Raw genomic sequence first — 17,362 nt, 5'->3', positions numbered from 1 at the left:
CTGGCTGGACCGTGCCCTGCCCGACTTCGACGTGGAGGGCGACAAGCTCCGCAAGAAGCTCGACGGGGACGCCGCCGAGGGCGGCTCGGGCAAGGAGGAGCGGGAGACGGTCTCCGTCTGACGGCCTGACCGCCTGACCGCGCCGGGGGAAATCCTTGCCGTGCGCGGGGACGGCGCCGAGTAGCATCGCTGCGTGGTGTTCCGGACTATTGCGACGACAGCGGCGATCCTGGTGGGTCTGGCACTGACCGGGGCCGTGGCCGGTCCGCAGTGGGACCCGGTGCCGGTCACGGACCACCTCGTCCCGGCGACGGACGACACCTCGATCGGCGGCGTCGCCCCCGGCGCGGACATCGGCGAGGTCGGCGAGTTCGAGGTCCGGGAGACGGCCGTGACGATCCCGCTCGACGGCGCCGTCGTCGGCGGCCTCCTGCGCCAGCCGCTGGGCGACGACGGCGAGCTGCTGGCCGACCGGCCCGGCGTCGTCTACGTGCACGGCGCCGGCACGGGCAAGTCCACGGAGGCCTTCACCGAGTCGGCCAGCGCCCTCGCGAGCGCGGGCGTCGTGACCCTCGTGCCGGACAAGCGCCTGGACACGTACACCACCCGGGACCGCGACTACGTGGCGATGGCCGCGGACTACCAGCACTCGGTCGACCTGCTGCGCACGATCGACGGCGTCGACCCCGAGCAGGTCGGCGTCTACGGCGAGTCGGAGGGCACCTGGATCGTGCCCGTCATGCAGGCGGAGGACCCGACCATCGCGTACACGGTCCTCGTCTCGGCGCCCGTGGTGCCGCCGCGGCAGCAGGCCGCGTTCGCGGTCGACAGCTACCTGCGCAACACCGGCGTGCCCCAGCAGGTGTTCCGCGCCATCCCGCGCGCGGTCGGGATGCAGCTGCCCGGCGGCGGCTTCGAGTACGCCGACTTCGACGTGCGCCCGTGGCTCGAGCAGCAGACCGCCCCGGTCCTCGTGGTCTACGGCACCGCCGACCCGTCGATGCCGGTCGAGCAGGGCGCGCGGCAGGTCATCGCCGACACCGCGGTGAACGGCGACGACGCCCCCGTGACGGTGCGCTACTACGCCGGGGCCAACCACGGGATCAACGTGCCGCTCGACGGCGGGATGCACCTGCATCCCGACTTCGCGCGCGACGTCGCCACCTGGGTCCAGGGCATGCCCGGCACGGCCGACGCGCCGCCCCGGGTCGCCGGCGACACGCCCAACCAGCTCTACGTCGCCTCGGCCGTCCCGCAGCCGCGGTGGTGGGGCAACGGGGACATCGTCGTGGGCGCGGTGATCGCGGGTGCCGCCCTGCTGCTGGTCGGCCCCCTGGTGTGGGGCGTCCACGCCCTGGTGCGGCGCGCCCTCCTGCGCCGGTCGTCGGTCGCCGCGCCGCGCCTCGCCCGCGGTCTCCGGTCGTCGCTGCTCGGCCTCGGCGTCGGGTCGGTGGCGACGATGGTCGCGCTCGTCGTGTACCTCCTGGCCGTGGCGCGCCTCGCGCTCGACTACCAGCGCGACGGCCTCGTCGTGCAGGGCGGCTGGATCGTCGTGCGCCTGCTCGGGGTCGCGACCGCCGTCGCGGCCGCCCTGGTGATCCGGCGGGTGGCCGACGCCCGCGCCGAGCGCCGGGCGGGGGCCGACGTCGTCGTCGTGGCACGCGGCTGGCCCGCCGTGCTGACGTTCTGGTGCACCCTGGCCGGGTCGCTCGCCCTCCTGGGCACGCTCGCGTACTGGGGCGTGTACCAGCTCGGCATCTGACCGGGCACCACCGGCAGCCGGGCAGGTCGCGGGGCCGGTGCGTGAGCACGGCGTGCGGGAGTCGCGACGGTGTGACCGACCCGTCCGCGCGGGAGACGACGCAGAGCCCCGGCGTCGGGTAGAAACGGGGGCGGGGGCACGACGACCCGGTCCCCCTCGGAGCCCAGCCCTGGAGACGCACGCATGACCGATCCCGACACCCTCGACGCACCCGAGCAGGAGCGCTCACCGTTCGGCGGTGTGACGGTCCGCGAGCTCGTGCGCGACGTGGTGGCCGCGTTCGCGCTGCTCGTCGCCCTCCCGCTGCCGTGGGACCACGCCCACCGCGGCAGCGACCGGCTCGAGATCGTGCTCGCGACCGTCCTCGCGCTCCTGGCGATCGCCGCCCCCTACCTGCGGCGCGGCGGAGTCGGCCCGTCGTCGTGGGACGTCCTGACCTCGCGGCGCACGGTCGCGCTCGCCTGCGTGCCCTACGCGGTCGTCGCGGTCGTGTACCTGGTGCTGGACGCCCTCGCCCCGGCGGACGCCGCGGGCGGGGTCGGAGCGGGGCTCGCGGTCGGCCTCGCGGGCGCCGCGCTCGCGGCCGCGTCCCGCTGGGCGCACGCCCCGGCGGTCGTCGCCGGGGTGGTCGCGCTCGGCACGCTCGCGACCCCGGTCGCGGCGCTCGTGCAGGGCGCTCCGTGGGTCGTGTCCGTCGTCGGCCTCCTCAACGCCCTCGTGGTGCTGGGCGTGCTGTGGTTCACGGTCGGCACGTACCTGCGCTCGGGCGACCTCGCCTCCGGCTACGTGCTCCTGGCCCTGGGCGGCGCCGTCGCGCTCGAGCTCGTGCTCTTCGCCGGGGGCAACGTGGACCCGTGGTTCGAGAGCGTGCACGAGCAGCGGCTCGGCCTCCTGCTCCTGCCGGTGGTCGCGGCGATCACGGCGCGGCGCATCGTCGACGACGCCGCGGCCACGGCCGACGAGCCCGACGACGTCCGCGCGGCGCGCTGGGTGGCCGTCGCGCTGCGGGCCCTGGGCCTCGTCGCGCTGGTCGCCGCGTTCGTCGCCCTCGTCGCGCTGCTGCTGGTCGTGGCGGACGGCGTGAGCGTGGGGCGCGTCCTGAGGCTCGTCGTCGGCGTGCTGATGGTCGGGGTGGCGGTCGCCGCACGGCGCGCGCTCGCGCGCGACCCGCGCGCCGGGCACGCCACCGCCGTCGGCGCCACGTGCGTCGTCGTGGTGCTGGGCCTGGTGATCGTCGTCGCGCGCGCCGGCCTCGGCACCCAGTCCAACGTCGAGGAGCTGCTGGTGGCGTTCGGCCTGCCGGCCGTCGCGCTCGCCGTCCTGCTCGTGCCGCCGTCGGTCCGCGCGCTCGTCGCGTCGGAGCCCGAGACGCCCGAGCCGGCTCCGTCCGGGCCGTCGGAGGACGCGCCGTCGGTCGCTGCGTCCGACGCCGTGTCCGAGACCCCGGCCCGGACCCAGGCCGAGACCGCGACGGCGGGCCGCCCCGAGGCCGCCGCGCCGTCGTCCGGCACCGGGGCGTACCCGGTCGCTCCTGCGGCGGAGCCTGCGGGCAGGGCTCCGCAGGCCGCCCCGGTCGCGACACGCCCCGACCCGCGGCCGCTCGACGCCACCCAGCAGATCGCGCCCGTGCGGGCCGCTCAGGCGCCGGACTCCACGCAGGTGCTCCCGCCCGTGCAGGCGGCACCCGCACAGACGGCGCCCGTGCAGGCGCCGGGCTGGTCCGTGGCCCAGGCGATGGACCCGTCGACGCCGCTCGCGGACCTCGCGCGGATCTCGGCGGAGGCACCCCACCTGCGCTCGTACGTGGCCGCGAACCCGTCGACCTACCCGGCGCTGCTGGACTGGCTCGGGGCCCTCGGGGACCCCGCCGTGGACGCCGCGCTGCGCTCCCGGCGCTAGGTCAATACGCTGCGGCAAGGCGGGCGTCCGGTCGGATCCTGGACGCCCCAGGCGACGCCCTGACGAAGGTGTACGGTGGCAGCGTGCAGCGCACGGTGAGCCTTCTCCTTCGGTGCCGCGGCGGGGCCCTCTAAGGCCGGACCCCCGTCGCGGAGGTTGTGGCGCGCCGGCCGACTGGTCATGACCGACGACCCCACCCGGGACGTGGGTCACCGAGCCCCCACCGAAGGACGCGACACCATGCAGAACCATCACCCCCAGGGCATCGCCGGCGCCAACCCCCAGCGCCCCTCCGGGATGCCGTACACGCGCTACCTCCCGTTCCACGAGCAGATCGTCGTCGACCTGCCGGACCGGACCTGGCCCGACAAGCGCATCACGAAGGCCCCCCGCTGGTGCGCCGTCGACCTGCGCGACGGCAACCAGGCGCTGATCGAGCCGATGGACGCCGAGCGCAAGCTCCGCATGTTCGACCTGCTCGTGCAGATGGGCTACAAGGAGATCGAGGTCGGCTTCCCGTCCGCGTCGCAGACGGACTTCGACTTCGTGCGCCAGCTCATCGACACCGGCCGCATCCCCGACGACGTGGTCATCCAGGTGCTGACGCAGTGCCGCGACCACCTCATCGAGCGCACCTACGACGCCATCCGCGGCGCCAAGCAGGCGATCGTGCACATCTACAACTCGACGTCGATCCTGCAGCGCGAGGTCGTCTTCCGCAGCGACATGGACGGCATCGTCGACATCGCCCTGCAGGGCGCGCGCCTGTGCCGCAAGCTCGAGGAGACCATCCCCGAGACGACGGTGTACTACGAGTACTCGCCGGAGTCGTACACCGGGACCGAGCTCGAGTTCGCCGCCCGCATCTGCAACGAGGTGCTGGAGGTGCTGGAGCCCACGGCCGAGCGCCCGGTGATCATCAACCTGCCGGCGACGGTCGAGATGGCCACCCCGAACGTCTACGCCGACTCGATCGAGTGGATGAACCGGAACCTGGCCTTCCGGGAGCACGTCGTGCTGTCGCTGCACCCGCACAACGACCGCGGCACGGCCGTCGCCGCCGCCGAGCTCGGCTACCAGGCCGGCGCCGACCGCATCGAGGGCTGCCTGTTCGGCAACGGTGAGCGCACGGGCAACGTCGACCTGGTGACGCTCGGCATGAACCTGTTCGGCCAGGGCGTCGACCCGCAGATCGACTTCTCCGACATCGACGGCATCCGCCGCACCGTGGAGCACTGCAACCAGATCCCGGTGCACGAGCGGCACCCGTACGTGGGCGACCTGGTCTTCACGGCGTTCTCCGGCTCCCACCAGGACGCGATCAAGAAGGGCTTCGAGCACATGGGCGCCCGCGCGGAGGCGGAGGGCAAGCCGGTCGACGAGCTCACCTGGGGCGTCCCGTACCTGCCGATCGACCCGAAGGACGTGGGCCGGTCGTACGAGGCCGTGATCCGCGTGAACTCGCAGTCCGGCAAGGGCGGCATCGCGTACCTGCTGTCCACCGAGCACTCGCTGGACCTGCCGCGCCGCCTGCAGATCGAGTTCTCCGGCGTGGTGCAGCACTACACCGACACCGAGGGCAGCGAGGTCACCGGCTCCGACATCTGGCGGATGTTCAGCGACGAGTACCTGCCCGTCGAGGAGCACGACGCCCGCGGTCTCGAGCCCTGGGGCCGCCTGCGCCTGCGGGAGACCCGGTCGACGTCGGCCGAGGGCGGCGCGACCGCGCTCGCCGTCGACGTCCTGGACCAGGGCGTCGAGCACACGCTGGAGGGCACCGGCAACGGACCGCTCGCGGCGTTCGTGGACGCGATCTCGAAGGTCGGCGTGGACGTGCGGGTGCTCGACTACGCGGAGCACGCGCTGTCGGAGGGCGGCGACGCCACCGCCGCGGCCTACGTCGAGTGCCAGGTGGGCGACGACGTCCTGTGGGGCGTCGGCATCGACCCGTCCATCACGACGGCGTCGCTCAAGGCGATCGTCTCCGCTGTGAACCGCGCCGCCCGCGGCTGACCCGTCCCGCGAGCTGTCAGGACCGGCGTCGTGTCTCCACGGCGCTGGTCCTGACAGCTTTCGTGGGTGGGGGCTGAGAGAATGAGCCCGTGCCCCTGTACCGAGACGACGCGATCGTGCTGCGCACCCACAAGCTGGGCGAGGCCGACCGGATCGTCACGTTCCTCACCCGCGAGCACGGCAAGGTGCGAGGGGTCGGTCGCGGGGTCCGGCGCACGTCGTCGCGCTTCGGGGCCCGGCTGGAGCCGTTCATGGTCGTGGACGTGCAGCTGCACTCCGGCCGCAACCTCGACACCGTGACGCAGGTCGAGACGATCGGGCCGTACGCCCGCGCGATCTGCGAGGACTACGCGCTGTACACGTCCGGCGCGGCGATGCTCGAGGCCGCCGACCGCCTGGTCGCCGCGGAGCACGAGCCCGCCGTCCAGCAGTACTGGCTGCTCGCCGGCGCGCTCCGGGCGCTCGCCGAGCGCGCCCACGCGCCGGGGCTGGTGCTCGACTCGTACCTGCTGCGCGGGCTCGCCGTGGCCGGCTGGGCGCCGTCGTTCACCGACTGCGCCCGCTGCGGCGAGCCGGGGCCCCACCACGCGTTCTCCGTGGGCCAGGGCGGGGCCGTGTGCTCCCGCTGCCGCCCGCCCGGCTCCACCGCCCCCGCGCCGGAGACGTTTGCGCTGCTCGGCGCCCTGCTCGGCGGGGACTGGGAGACGGCGGACGCCTCCGAGGCGCGCCACCGCACCGAGGCCTCGGGCCTCGTCGCCGCCTACTCCCAGTACTACCTGGAGCGCACGCTGCGCTCGCTGCGCATGATCGAGCGCGCCTGACCCTGCGTGCCTGACCCCGCGCACTGATCGAGAGAGAGGCCTGATGCCCCGTTCGTCCGGCGAGTACGCCGAGCCCTACCCGCACCCCTCGGGCGCGACGCCGCCGAACATCCCGAAGCAGTTCGTGCCGAACCACGTGGCGATCGTCATGGACGGCAACGGCAGGTGGGCCAACGCGCGCGGGCTGCCGCGGGTGGAGGGGCACAAGCAGGGGGAGAAGTCGCTGCTCGACGTCGTGGCCGGCGCGGTGCAGATCGGCGTGAAGCACGTCTCCGCGTACGCGTTCAGCACCGAGAACTGGAAGCGGTCGCCGGACGAGGTCAAGTTCCTCATGAACTTCAACCGCGACGTCATCCGCCGGCGTCGCGACGAGATGTCGTCGTGGGGCGTGCGCATCCGCTGGGCGGGGCGTCGGCCCAGGCTGTGGGGGTCGGTGATCAAGGAGCTGCAGGTCGCCGAGGAGATGACCAAGGAGAACGACCGCTGCACCCTGACGATGTGCGTCAACTACGGCGGGCGGGCGGAGATCGCGGACGCTGCGGCGGCGATCGCCCGTGACGCCGCCGCCGGGAAGCTCAACCCGGCGCGCGTCTCCGAGAAGACGATCCAGAAGTACCTCGACGAGCCGGACCTGCCGGACGTCGACCTGTTCCTGCGCTCGTCGGGGGAGCAGCGCACCTCGAACTTCATGATCTGGCAGGCGGCGTACGCGGAGATGGTCTTCCTGCCGGAGCCGTGGCCCGACGTCGACCGGCGGCACCTCTGGCGCGCGGTGGAGGAGTACGCCCGCCGCGACCGTCGCTACGGCGGTGCCGTCGACACCCCCGACGCCGACTGATCTCAGCACGAACCCCCGCCCGGTCGCGAGGACCGGACGGGGGTTCGTGGATGGCGAGCCGGCGGTCAGTCGCCGAGCACCTCGGCCATGGAGTCGACGAGGGCCGGCAGGCCCTTCTCCCAGTACACCGACAGGGCGGTGGGGGGCGACACGGCCGACACCTCCGCGGTGCCGACGACCTCCACGACCTTCCCGGCCTTGACCGCGGGGATCGCCTGGAGGTCCTTGTTCTCGTCGAAGGCCTGGGCCGCCTCCTCGCTGGCCGAGTAGGAGATGACGAAGTCCGAGTCGAGCTTGTCGAGCTCCTCGTAGGACAGGTCGTAGTAGAAGCTGCCGTTCGACGTGTCCAGCTCCGTGACCGAGGGCGCGTTCTTCACGCCCAGGCCCTCGAGGAACACGGTCCGCGGGTCGTTCGGCGTGTACACGGAGACGATGCCCTTCGTCGGGTCGTCGTAGATCGCCGCGAACGTCATGCCGTTGAACTCGGGGTGCTCGGCAGCCTTCTCGGCGACGAAGTCGTCGATGTCGCCGAGGATCTGGTCGCCCGCGTCGGTGCGGCCGAGCGCCTGGGCAGTGAGCGTGATCGTGTCCTGCCACGTCGTGGTCCACGGGGCGTCCGGGTAGGCGACGACGGGGGCGATGTCGCTCAGCACGTCGTACTGCTCCTGGGTGAGCCCGGAGTAGGGCGCCACGATGAGGTCGGGCTTCGCCTCGACGAACTCCTCGTAGGGCACCGTCGCGCCGCCCTCGGGGTCGGACAGGACGGCGGGCTTGTCGACGCCCTCCTCGTCGTAGGCGTCCTCGACCCATGGCAGCAGCGCGTCCTCGCCGACGGTGTAGATCTGCTCGGCGACCGCGACCGGGTAGACGCCCGCCGCGATGGCGGCCTCGGTGGAGCCCCAGCCCCAGGTGGCGACGCGCTGCGGCGCCTTCTCGATCACCGTCTCGCCGAGCGCGTGCTCGATCGTGATCGGGAACTCGTCGGTGGGCTCGGACCGGACGTTGCCCGAGGCGGCCGACTGGTCGCTCTCCGGGGCGTCGTCGGACGCGCAGCCGGCGAGGGTCAGGGCGGCCGTCGCCGCGAGGGCGGCGGCAGCGGTGAGAGGTCGGCGAAGACGCACGGGTTCTCCTCGGTGTGCTCGCGCCGGCGGCGCGAGAGGAACAGTAGGTGAGGCGAGCCTAACCTATCCCGGGGTGCCGTCGTGCGTCCGTCCGAGGGGGACGACGAGTGGTGTTCCCGACACCGGGTCCGGCACGACCTGCGCCCGCAGGCCGAACGCCGCGCGCACCGAGGCGGCGGTGAGGACGTCGCCGGGGCGCCCCTCGGCCACGACCTGCCCGGCGCTCATCACCACGAGGTGGTCGGCGTACCGGGCGGCGAGGTTGAGCTCGTGCAGCACCATGACGACCGTGGTGCCGCGGGTGCGGTTCAGCTCGGTCAGCAGGTCGAGCAGATCCACCTGGTGGGCGAGGTCGAGGTAGGTCGTGGGCTCGTCGAGCAGCACGAAGTCGGTCTCCTGCGCCAGCACCATCGCGATCCACACGCGCTGGCGCTGGCCCCCCGACAGCTCGGCGACGGGCCGGTCGGCGAGGTCGGCGACCCCGGTGGCCTCGAGGGCGCGCAGCACCGCGCCGTCGTCGGTGGAGCTGTGCCGGCCGAACCAGCCCTGGTGGGGGTACCGGCCGCGACCCACGAGCTCCGCGACGCGGACGCCGTCCGGAGCGATCGACGACTGCGGCAGCACGCCGACCCGCTTCGCCAGCTCCTTGCGCGACAGCCCGCCGACGTCCTCGCCCCCCAGCGTCACGCGGCCGCCGTCGAGCGGGTGCAGCCGGGCCAGGCCGCGCAGCAGCGTCGACTTTCCGCAGGCGTTGGGACCCACGATCGCCGTCACGCGGCCGGCGGGGAGCTCCAGGTCGAGACCGTCGATCACGCGGCGCCCGTCGTAGCCGAGGCTCACGCCGTGGGCGCGCAGCGTGACGTCCCGAGCCGCCGTCCCCGTCGTGCCGTGGGACGGGCCCGGCGTCGCGTCGGGACGCGCGGGCGGCGCGGGGTGCCGGTGCACGTCGGTCATGCGAGCCTCTTCCTTCGGTCGGTGGCCAGGAGCCACAGCAGGTAGGGGGCGCCGATGAGGCCGGTCACGATGCCTGTGGGCGCCTCGAGTCCGAACAGCAGGTGCTGGCCCACGACGTCGGCCGCGAGCACGAGGACGGCGCCCGTGAGCACCGAGACGGCGAGCGCGGCCCCGCCGTCGGACAGCAGGCGGCGCGCGATCGCGGGGGCCACGAGGGCCACGAAGGCGAGCGGGCCGACGAACGACGTCGCGACCCCCACCAGGCCGACGGCCAGCAGCAGCGACGTCACGCGGGCGGCGTCGACGGGGACGCCGAGGGCGCGCGCGTTGTCGTCGCCGAGCGCGAGCGGTCCCTGCCACCGCGAGACGGCGGCGATCCCGGCGCCGAGCACCAGGGCGGCCGCGGCGAACGTCACGAGGTCCGCGCCGCGCACGTCGGCCACGCTCCCGACCGTCCACACGAGCGCGGACTGGGCGGCGCGGATCTCGACGCTCGCCAGCAGCCAGGCGAGCAGCGACGAGCACAGGTAGGCGAAGCCGACGCCCACCAGGACGAAGCGGATCGAGTGCAGGCCCTGGCGCCATGCGAACAGCCAGATGGCGAGCGCGACGAGCAGGGCGCCGACGAACGCCGCCCCGGACACGGCGAGCCCGGTGAGGCCGAGGACGAGCATCGCCGTGACGGCCCCGAGGCTGGCGCCGCTCGCGATGCCGAGGATGTCGGGGCTGGCCAGCGGGTTGCGCAGCGTCGTCTGGAACATGGCGCCCGCCAGCCCGAACGACGCGCCCGCGAGGACCGCCGTCTCGATGCGGGGCAGCCGCAGGCGCTGCACGACGAACAGGTCGCCGTCCGAGCCGACGCCGAACAGCGCCGCCAGGGCGCGGCCGGGCGCGAGCGAGGCCTCACCGAGCGTCAGGGCGAGGGTCGCGAACGCCACGAGCAGGACGAGGAGCGACGCGACCACGAGGGTGAGCCGCCGCCGGCGACGGCGGCGCAGCGCGACGACGGGGTCGGCGGGGGCGTCGGGGGCGTCGTGGTCCGCGGAGCGGGCGGCGAGCTCGGCGGTCATCTCACACCCCTGCCACGGTCCGGCCGCGGGCCACGGCCACGAGCACGGGGGCGCCGATCGCGGCGGCGACGACGCCGGCCTCGAGCTCGGAGTGCGGCAGCACGAGCCGCCCGATGACGTCGGCCCCCAGCAGCATGACGGGGCCGAGGACGGCCGTCAGCGGCACGATCCAGCGGTAGTCCGTGCCGACCAGGCGGCGGGCGGCGTGCGGCACCGCCAGCCCGACGAGGGCGATCGGACCGGCCAGCGCCGTCGCCGTGCCGGCGAGCAGGATGACGGCGACCGCCGTGAGGCCGCGGGTCACCCCGACGCGCTGACCGAGCGCGGAGGCGACGTCGTCGCCGAGCGCGAGCATGGAGAGCCGGTGCGCGAGCGCCCCCGCGAGCACGATGCCGACGACGACGAAGGGCCACAGGACCGACAGCGTCTCGGTGCCGCGCCCCGTGAGGGAGCCCACCGCCCAGAAGCGGTACATGTTGAAGGCCTCGGGGTCGCGGAGCAGCACCAGGGTGATCAGGGGCGTGATGAGCGCGGTGACGGTCGCGCCGACGAGGGCGAGCTTGACCGGCTGCCCGGCGCCGATGGAGAAGACCAGCAGCGCGGCGGCGGCGGTGCCCGCGAACGCGAACCAGACGAACCCGAGCGGGGACGCCACGCCCAGCATCGACACGGCGATCACGACGGCGAGCGACGCCCCCGAGTTGAGGCCGAGCAGGCCCGGGTCGGCGATGGGGTTGCGCGTGACGCCCTGCACGAGGGTGCCCGCGATGCCGAGCGCCGCGCCGGCGGCGAGCCCGATCAGCGTCCGTGGTACGCGTTGGTCCCGCACGACGTCGTGGTCGACGTTCCCCGCGACCGGGTGGGTGAGCGCCTGCCAGACGGTCGCGACGTCGATGTCGCGCACGCCCAGCGCGAGGCTCGCCAGCACGACGAGGGCGAGCACCACGAGGGCGGCCACGATCAGCAGCAGACGGCCGCGGGCTCGGCGGGCGACGAGAGCCGACGCGGGCCGGGCGGCGGGGGTGACGGCAGCGGTCGTCGCGCTCACGACGCGTCCTCGGTCGCGGGGGCGACCGTCTGGTCGGCGGCGCTCCGACGGGTCAGCCGGTAGACCGCCCAGGAGACCAGGGCCACCGCGCCGAGGCCGACCGCGACGAGCGTGACGGGGTGGCGCAGGCCCACGGCGATCGCCGCGTTGACGGCGGCGGTGCCGATCGTCGTCCAGATGCCGGCCCACACGGCGCAGCCGGCGAGCAGGGCCGCGAGGTAGCGCCCGAAGGGCATGCGGAGGTAGCCCGCGGCGAGGTTGACGAGGGTCTGCACCCCGACCGTGAAGAACGACAGCGTCACCGCGGGCGGGCCCCAGCGGTTCACGCGCTCGATGACGGCCGCCGCGCCCGGGCGGGCCAGCGCGTCCGCGACCCGCCCGCGGGCCGTGCCGCGGGCCACGCCGCGCCCGGCCCAGTAGGTGGCCTGCGCGCGGACGAGCACGATCCCGAACGCCGCCGCGTACACGACCCAGAACGGCACCCCGGCGATCGTGAAGACGCCGGTGGGTTCCTCGGCGGCCGCGGCGAGCGCGGGAGCGGTCAGGTGCACGGGAACATTGTGCCCGACTGAGGTATGGCTGTCCTAATTCGACCGGTCGTCCGGCGCCCGGCAGGTGGAGCAGGTGCCCCACAGCTCCACGGTGTGCTCGATGTCGGCGAAGCCGTGCGTAGCGCCGACCGACGCGGCCCACTGCTCGACCGTCGGTCCGTCGATCTCGACCGCGCGGCCGCACGACCGGCACACCAGGTGGTGGTGGTGCTCGCGGCGGGCGCAGCGGCGGTACAGGCTCTCGCCGTCCTCGCTGCGCAGGACGTCGACGTCGCCGCCGTCGGCCAGGGCCTGCAGCGTCCGGTACACGGTGGCGAGCCCGACGGCGTCACCGCGGGCGCGCAGGAGCTCGTGCAGCTGCTGCGCGCTGCGGAACTCGTCGGTGTCGCCGAGGGCGTCCGCGACGGCCGCCCGCTGCCGCGTCATCCGCGGCGGCGCGGCGGTGCGGACGGTCGGGGTCGTGTCGTTCACGGCGTGCACTCCTCCTGAGGGGCGGCCCGGCCGGCTCCGGCCGGGGAGACGGTGACGTCGTCGGGGATGTCGGGGTGCGGGTCGACGGGGGCCTGGCGCCGGGCGAGGACCGGGTGCAGCGCCGCGACCACCGCGTAGACGCCGATCGCCAGCACGACGATGAGCGCGCCGGGCGAGACGTTGTGCCAGTAGGTGATGGACAGCCCGGTCACGCACACGGCCACGCCGACGACGGACGCGACCAGCATCGTGCGGCGGAACGACCGGGTCACGAGCTGGCCGATCGCGACCGGCACGATCATCAGCGCCGAGACGAGCAGCAGCCCGACGACCCGCATCGCGACGGTCACGGTCAGCGCGGCGAGGACGGCCACCGCCATGTTCAGGGCCCAGACGGGCAGCCCCGAGGACTGGGCGAACTCCTCGTCGTGGCTCACCGAGAACAGGGCCGCACGCAGCCCGAGGCCGATGAGCAGGATGAGGCCGCACAGGGCCACGGTGACCCAGACGTCGGACAGCGTGACCGACGAGATGGAGCCGAACAGGTACGCCATGAGGCTGCCGGACGAGCCGCCGGCGAGGCCGATGAGCAGCACGCCGCCCGCGATGCCGCCGTAGAACAGGATGGCGAGCGCCAGGTCGCCCGACGTGCGGCCGCGGCGGCGCACCACCTCGATGAGGACGGAGCCCGCGACGGCGGCGACCACCGCGCCGGGGACGGCGAGGACGTCGTCGGGCACCAGGCCCATCGCCGCGCCGACCAGCCATCCGAGCGCGACGCCGGTGAGCGCGACGTGCCCGATGCCGTCGCCCAGCAGGGCGAGGCGCTTCTGCACCAGGTAGGTGCCGACGACGGGCGCACTGACGCCGACCAGCAGGGCCGCGACGAGCGCGCGCTGCATGAACGGGTCGGTGACCATCTCCCACAGGCCGCTCACGGTGCCACCTCGTCCTCGGTGTCGTCGGGCCGGTCGAAGGGCCCCTCCGCCAGGCGCACGTTCTCGGGGTGCTGCACGGTGCGGGGGTGCGCGTGCGGGTGCACGTGGTCGTGGGCCTCGCCGCCGTGGCCGGGCTGCGGCGTCGGCGGGGCGCCGTCGTGCACCACGCGGCCGTGCCGCAGCACGACGCAGCGCTGCACGAGCGGCGCGAGCTCGCCGAGCTCGTGCAGGACGACCAGCACGGTCATGCCGTCGGCCACGAGCCTCGTCATGGTGGCGGCGAAGGCCTCCTGGCTGGGCCGGTCGACGCCCGCGACGGGCTCGTCGAGCACGAGCAGCTCGGGCTTGCGGACCAGCGCGCGGGCGATGAGCACGCGCTGCTGCTGGCCGCCGGAGAGCTGGTGCGTGGCGTAGCGGGCGCGGTCGGCGAGGCCGACCAGGTCGAGGGCCTCGTGCACCTGGGCGCGCCAGCCGCGCGGCAGCCGCAGGCGCCGGCCGTGCAGCAGGCCCGAGGCCACGACCTCCGCGGCCGTGGACGGGACGCCGGCGGCCGCGCTGACCCGCTGCGGGACGTACCCGACGCGGGACCAGGGCACGTCGTCGCCGAGCGCGTGGCCGAAGAGGTGCACGCTGCCCGTCGTCGTCGGCAGGACGCCGACCAGGGTGCGCACCAGCGTCGACTTGCCGGAGCCGTTCGCCCCCAGCAGGGCGACGACCTCGCCGCGCCGGACCGTGAGGTCCACGCCGCGCAGCACCGGGCTGGCGCCGAGGCGCACGTGCACGTCGCGGGCCTCGATCGCGGGGACGGCGGCGTCGCGCGGCGGCGGGGGAGTCGCGGCGCCCGGGGAATCGGTGGCGAGCGTGGTCATGAGCACTGCAGCCCTTCGGTGAGCGCGGCCAGGTTGTCCTGCATGACCGAGACGTAGTCGTCCCCGGCCTCGGCCGCGTCCTTCGACATCCCCTCGAGCGGGTCGAGGACGGCGGTCGTGACGCCGATGTCGTTCGCCAGCGTCTCGGCCACCTTGGGGCTGGTCAGCGTCTCGGTGAAGATCGTGCTGACGTCGTTCTCCTCGACGATGGCACCGACCTCGCGCAGGCGCGCGGGGGAGGGCTCCGCCTCCGGGTCGAGGCCGACGATGCCCACCTGCTGCAGGTCGTAGCGCTCCGCGAGGTAGCCGAACGCCTCGTGCGACGTGACGAGCGTGCGCGACGCGCACTCCTGCAGGCCGGCCTCGAACTCGCCGTCCAGGTCCTTGAGCGACGCCTCCAGGACGCGGGCGTTCTCGGCGTACGTGGCGGCGTGCTCCGGGTCCGCCTCGCCGAGCGACGCGGCGACGGCGTGGCCGACGTCGATCACCCGCGTCGGGTCGAGCCAGAAGTGCGGGTCCATGGCGCCCTCGGCGGCGTGGTCGTGCCCGTCGCCGCCCTCGTCGGCGTGCTCGTCCAGCTCCTCCTCGAGATGGTCGGCCGCGGCGTCCTCGTCGGTCGGCGTGCCAGGGTGGTTCTCGAGCGTCACGACGTCGCTGGTGTCGACGACGTGCTCCGGCGCCTGCGTCTCGACGGCCTCGTCGACCGCCGTCTGGAAGCCGGAGGAGTACACGACGAGGTCCGCCGTGCCGATCTCCCGCACCTGGGCGGGCGAGAGCTCGAGGTCGTGCGGCTCCGCGGCGGGCGGGGTGAGGTTGGAGACCGTGACGAGGTCGCCGCCCACCTGCTCGGCCACGTACTGCAGCGGGTAGAACGAGGCCAGCACCTCGAGCGTGCCGTCGGCGGCGCCGTCGTCGGTGGAGCAGCCCGCGAGCACGGCGGGCAGGGCGAGGACGGGCAGGGCGGCGAGAGCCGCGCGTCGGCGAAGCATGAGAACGATTCTCAGGAAGTTGAGAACGGTTGTCAACTCGAGGTCGCGCCGTACCCTGACGGCAGGGGCCGCGCCGAGGCGGCCGGGGCGGGGGACCCGATGCGGTTCGACGAGCTGGTGCTGGTCCGGCTGGTGCGCCCGGACGACTGGGCGCCGCTGCCCGCGGACGAGGAGCTGCAGGTGCAGGACGCCCACCTGGCCGCCGTCGCCGACCTGCACGCGCTCGGCCTGCTGCTCGCGGCGGGACCGGCCGACGGGGCCGACGAGCGGGTGCGCGGGTTCGCGGTCATGACGTGCGGCGCCGAGGAGGCGAGGGAGGTGTGGGCCCGGGACCCGGGGGTGCTCGCGGGCCGGTTCGTGGCCGAGTGCACCGCGTGGCTGGTGCCGGCCGGGATGGTCGCCGCCGGTCCGGGTGCGCCGCCGCGCTCCGTGGACGAGGCGGGGGCCTGAGACCTGCCCGGGGTCGGCGAGCGGCCCCGGTAGGCTGGGGCCACCGCAGCCGGTCGACGTCGGGCCCCGACGTGCCGACCGGGCGGCGTTCCCCGCACCGGCCCCACGAGCCACGTGGCGGCCCGACACCCAGGAGTGATCCGTGGCAGCACCGTCCCCCAGCGCCAAGCTCGACGCCGTCGTCTCCCTCGCCAAGCGGCGAGGTTTCGTGTTCCAGTCCGGCGAGATCTACGGCGGCACGCGCTCCGCGTGGGACTACGGACCCCTCGGCGTGGAGCTGAAGGAGAACATCAAGCAGCAGTGGTGGCGCGCGATGACGCGCCGCGACGACGTCGTGGGCCTCGACTCCGCCGTCATCCTGCCCACCCCGGTGTGGCACGCGTCCGGCCACCTCGGCGCGTTCAACGACCCGCTGACCGAGTGCCTCTCGTGCCACAAGCGGTTCCGCGAGGACCACATGATCGAGGAGTTCGAGGAGAAGAAGGGCCGCGCCCCCGAGGGCGGCCTCGCCGAGATCGCCTGCCCGAACTGCGGCACCCGCGGTCAGTGGACCGAGCCCCGCGACTTCAACATGATGCTCAAGACGTACCTCGGCCCCGTCGAGGACGAGTCCGGCGTGCACTACCTGCGCCCGGAGACGGCGCAGGGCATCTTCGTGAACTTCTCCAACGTGGCCGCGGCGTCGCGCAAGAAGCCGCCGTTCGGCATCGCGCAGATCGGCAAGTCGTTCCGCAACGAGATCACGCCGGGCAACTTCATCTTCCGCACGCGCGAGTTCGAGCAGATGGAGATGGAGTTCTTCGTCGCGCCGGGCACCGACGCAGAGTGGCACCAGTACTGGATCGACACGCGCATGTCCTGGTACACGGACCTGGGCATCGACCCGGAGAACCTGCGTCTGTACGAGCACCCGGCCGAGAAGCTCTCGCACTACTCCACCCGAACGGTGGACATCGAGTACCGCTTCGGCTTCACCGGCAGCGAGTGGGGCGAGCTCGAGGGCATCGCGAACCGCACCGACTTCGACCTCAAGACCCACTCGGAGCACTCCGGCAAGGACCTGTCGTTCTTCGACCAGTCCACGAACGAGCGTTGGCTGCCGTACGTCATCGAGCCGGCCGCGGGCCTGACCCGTTCCCTCATGGCGTTCCTCGTCGAGGCGTACGCCGAGGACGAGGCGCCCAACACCAAGGGCGGCGTCGACAAGCGCACCGTGCTGCGCCTCGACCCGCGCCTCGCGCCCGTCAAGGCCGCCGTCCTGCCGCTGAGCCGCAACGAGGCCCTGTCGCCCAAGGCCCGCGACCTCGCCGCGGAGCTGCGCCAGAACTGGAACGTCGACTTCGACGACGCCGGCGCCATCGGCCGCCGCTACCGCCGCCAGGACGAGATCGGCACGCCGTTCTGCGTCACCGTCGACTTCGACACCCTCGACGACGACGCCGTGACGATCCGCCACCGCGACACCATGGCGCAGGAGCGCGTGGCGCTCGCCAAGGTCACCGCGTACCTCGCGGAGCACCTCGCCGCGTTCTGACGGGAGCCCGCCCGAACGTCCGAAGGGGCTCGGG

The 17,362-nt window shown here is 74.0% G+C and carries 16 protein-coding genes; 7 read left to right on the top strand and 9 right to left on the bottom strand.

What is annotated here, in order from left to right; translation table 11 throughout:
- The first annotated feature begins 193 nt into the window (after window positions 1–193).
- The 5 genes from ACFWEK_RS08310 to ACFWEK_RS08290 all read left to right on the top strand — a co-directional run bounded on the left by ACFWEK_RS08310 (window position 194) and on the right by ACFWEK_RS08290 (window position 7,333).
- Window positions 194–1,762: an alpha/beta hydrolase family protein gene (locus tag ACFWEK_RS08310; protein WP_430553741.1), complete on the top strand. Its 1,569-nt coding sequence runs from the start codon at window positions 194–196 to the stop codon at window positions 1,760–1,762.
- 183 nt (window positions 1,763–1,945) lie between these two features.
- The gene (locus ACFWEK_RS08305) at window positions 1,946–3,661 is read left to right on the top strand and encodes a hypothetical protein (protein WP_430547967.1); all 1,716 of its coding nucleotides are present in this window, start codon (window positions 1,946–1,948) and stop codon (window positions 3,659–3,661) included.
- 240 nt (window positions 3,662–3,901) lie between these two features.
- Window positions 3,902–5,674 (top strand): 2-isopropylmalate synthase, encoded by a 1,773-nt coding sequence (gene leuA / locus ACFWEK_RS08300; protein ID WP_430547966.1) that lies wholly within the window; start codon window positions 3,902–3,904, stop codon window positions 5,672–5,674.
- Between the two features lie 89 nt (window positions 5,675–5,763).
- Window positions 5,764–6,495 carry a DNA repair protein RecO gene (gene recO, locus ACFWEK_RS08295; RefSeq protein ID WP_430547965.1) on the top strand — a complete coding sequence of 244 codons (732 nt, stop codon included), beginning with the start codon at window positions 5,764–5,766 and terminating at the stop codon, window positions 6,493–6,495.
- A gap of 43 nt (window positions 6,496–6,538) precedes the next feature.
- Window positions 6,539–7,333, top strand: a complete 795-nt coding sequence (locus tag ACFWEK_RS08290) for an isoprenyl transferase (RefSeq protein ID WP_430547964.1) — start codon at window positions 6,539–6,541, stop codon at window positions 7,331–7,333.
- Window positions 7,334–7,398: 65 nt separating this feature from the next.
- On the opposite strand, the gene ACFWEK_RS08285 is transcribed toward ACFWEK_RS08290, so the two are convergent.
- The 9 genes from ACFWEK_RS08285 to ACFWEK_RS08245 all read right to left on the bottom strand — a co-directional run bounded on the left by ACFWEK_RS08285 (window position 7,399) and on the right by ACFWEK_RS08245 (window position 15,344).
- Window positions 7,399–8,454: an iron-siderophore ABC transporter substrate-binding protein gene (locus tag ACFWEK_RS08285; protein ID WP_430553740.1), complete on the bottom strand. Its 1,056-nt coding sequence runs from the start codon at window positions 8,452–8,454 to the stop codon at window positions 7,399–7,401.
- Between the two features lie 63 nt (window positions 8,455–8,517).
- Complete coding sequence (locus ACFWEK_RS08280; RefSeq protein WP_430553739.1) at window positions 8,518–9,408, bottom strand: ABC transporter ATP-binding protein; 891 nt, start codon at window positions 9,406–9,408, stop codon at window positions 8,518–8,520.
- Window positions 9,405–10,478 (bottom strand): FecCD family ABC transporter permease, encoded by a 1,074-nt coding sequence (locus tag ACFWEK_RS08275; protein ID WP_430547961.1) that lies wholly within the window; start codon window positions 10,476–10,478, stop codon window positions 9,405–9,407. Before ACFWEK_RS08275 ends, ACFWEK_RS08280 begins: the two co-directional genes overlap by 4 nt.
- Window position 10,479: 1 nt before the next feature.
- Window positions 10,480–11,526, bottom strand: coding sequence for a FecCD family ABC transporter permease (locus ACFWEK_RS08270; RefSeq protein WP_430547960.1), 1,047 nt, complete (start codon window positions 11,524–11,526; stop codon window positions 10,480–10,482).
- Window positions 11,523–12,077 carry a DedA family protein gene (locus ACFWEK_RS08265; protein ID WP_430553738.1) on the bottom strand — a complete coding sequence of 185 codons (555 nt, stop codon included), beginning with the start codon at window positions 12,075–12,077 and terminating at the stop codon, window positions 11,523–11,525. Before ACFWEK_RS08265 ends, ACFWEK_RS08270 begins: the two co-directional genes overlap by 4 nt.
- 33 nt (window positions 12,078–12,110) lie before the next feature.
- Window positions 12,111–12,503: a Fur family transcriptional regulator gene (locus ACFWEK_RS08260; protein WP_430553742.1), complete on the bottom strand. Its 393-nt coding sequence runs from the start codon at window positions 12,501–12,503 to the stop codon at window positions 12,111–12,113.
- 41 nt (window positions 12,504–12,544) lie between these two features.
- Window positions 12,545–13,468 (bottom strand): metal ABC transporter permease, encoded by a 924-nt coding sequence (locus tag ACFWEK_RS08255; RefSeq protein WP_430548024.1) that lies wholly within the window; start codon window positions 13,466–13,468, stop codon window positions 12,545–12,547.
- A 14-nt stretch (window positions 13,469–13,482) separates the two neighbouring features.
- Window positions 13,483–14,355, bottom strand: a complete 873-nt coding sequence (locus ACFWEK_RS08250; RefSeq protein WP_430553737.1) for a metal ABC transporter ATP-binding protein — start codon at window positions 14,353–14,355, stop codon at window positions 13,483–13,485.
- Window positions 14,352–15,344: a metal ABC transporter solute-binding protein, Zn/Mn family gene (locus tag ACFWEK_RS08245; protein ID WP_430553736.1), complete on the bottom strand. Its 993-nt coding sequence runs from the start codon at window positions 15,342–15,344 to the stop codon at window positions 14,352–14,354. Before ACFWEK_RS08245 ends, ACFWEK_RS08250 begins: the two co-directional genes overlap by 4 nt.
- 99 nt (window positions 15,345–15,443) lie before the next feature.
- On the opposite strand from ACFWEK_RS08245, the gene ACFWEK_RS08240 reads away from it, so the two are divergent.
- Window positions 15,444–15,794: a YciI family protein gene (locus ACFWEK_RS08240; RefSeq protein ID WP_430547956.1), complete on the top strand. Its 351-nt coding sequence runs from the start codon at window positions 15,444–15,446 to the stop codon at window positions 15,792–15,794.
- Window positions 15,795–15,936: 142 nt separating this feature from the next.
- The gene (locus ACFWEK_RS08235) at window positions 15,937–17,328 is read left to right on the top strand and encodes a glycine--tRNA ligase (RefSeq protein WP_429764159.1); all 1,392 of its coding nucleotides are present in this window, start codon (window positions 15,937–15,939) and stop codon (window positions 17,326–17,328) included.
- Window positions 17,329–17,362 lie beyond the last annotated feature (34 nt).

The sequence above is a fragment of the Isoptericola sp. NPDC060257 genome, assembly GCF_042726645.1.
GTDB classification, from domain to species: Bacteria; Actinomycetota; Actinomycetes; order Actinomycetales; family Cellulomonadaceae; genus Isoptericola; species Isoptericola nanjingensis.
This window is presented reverse-complemented; position numbering and strand designations above follow the sequence as displayed.

What these genes read in the sequence shown, in the direction of transcription:
- ACFWEK_RS08280 (WP_430553739.1), bottom strand. Translation starts at nt 9,408, where the DNA reads ATGACCGACGTGCACCGGCACCCCGCGCCGCCCGCGCGTCCCGACGCG.
- ACFWEK_RS08305 (WP_430547967.1), top strand. Translation starts at nt 1,946, where the DNA reads ATGACCGATCCCGACACCCTCGACGCACCCGAGCAGGAGCGCTCACCG.
- ACFWEK_RS08255 (WP_430548024.1), bottom strand. Translation starts at nt 13,468, where the DNA reads ATGGTCACCGACCCGTTCATGCAGCGCGCGCTCGTCGCGGCCCTGCTG.
- ACFWEK_RS08240 (WP_430547956.1), top strand. Translation starts at nt 15,444, where the DNA reads ATGCGGTTCGACGAGCTGGTGCTGGTCCGGCTGGTGCGCCCGGACGAC.
- ACFWEK_RS08275 (WP_430547961.1), bottom strand. Translation starts at nt 10,478, where the DNA reads ATGACCGCCGAGCTCGCCGCCCGCTCCGCGGACCACGACGCCCCCGAC.
- ACFWEK_RS08290 (WP_430547964.1), top strand. Translation starts at nt 6,539, where the DNA reads ATGCCCCGTTCGTCCGGCGAGTACGCCGAGCCCTACCCGCACCCCTCG.
- ACFWEK_RS08245 (WP_430553736.1), bottom strand. Translation starts at nt 15,344, where the DNA reads ATGCTTCGCCGACGCGCGGCTCTCGCCGCCCTGCCCGTCCTCGCCCTG.
- ACFWEK_RS08250 (WP_430553737.1), bottom strand. Translation starts at nt 14,355, where the DNA reads ATGACCACGCTCGCCACCGATTCCCCGGGCGCCGCGACTCCCCCGCCG.
- leuA (WP_430547966.1), top strand. Translation starts at nt 3,902, where the DNA reads ATGCAGAACCATCACCCCCAGGGCATCGCCGGCGCCAACCCCCAGCGC.
- ACFWEK_RS08260 (WP_430553742.1), bottom strand. Translation starts at nt 12,503, where the DNA reads ATGACGCGGCAGCGGGCGGCCGTCGCGGACGCCCTCGGCGACACCGAC.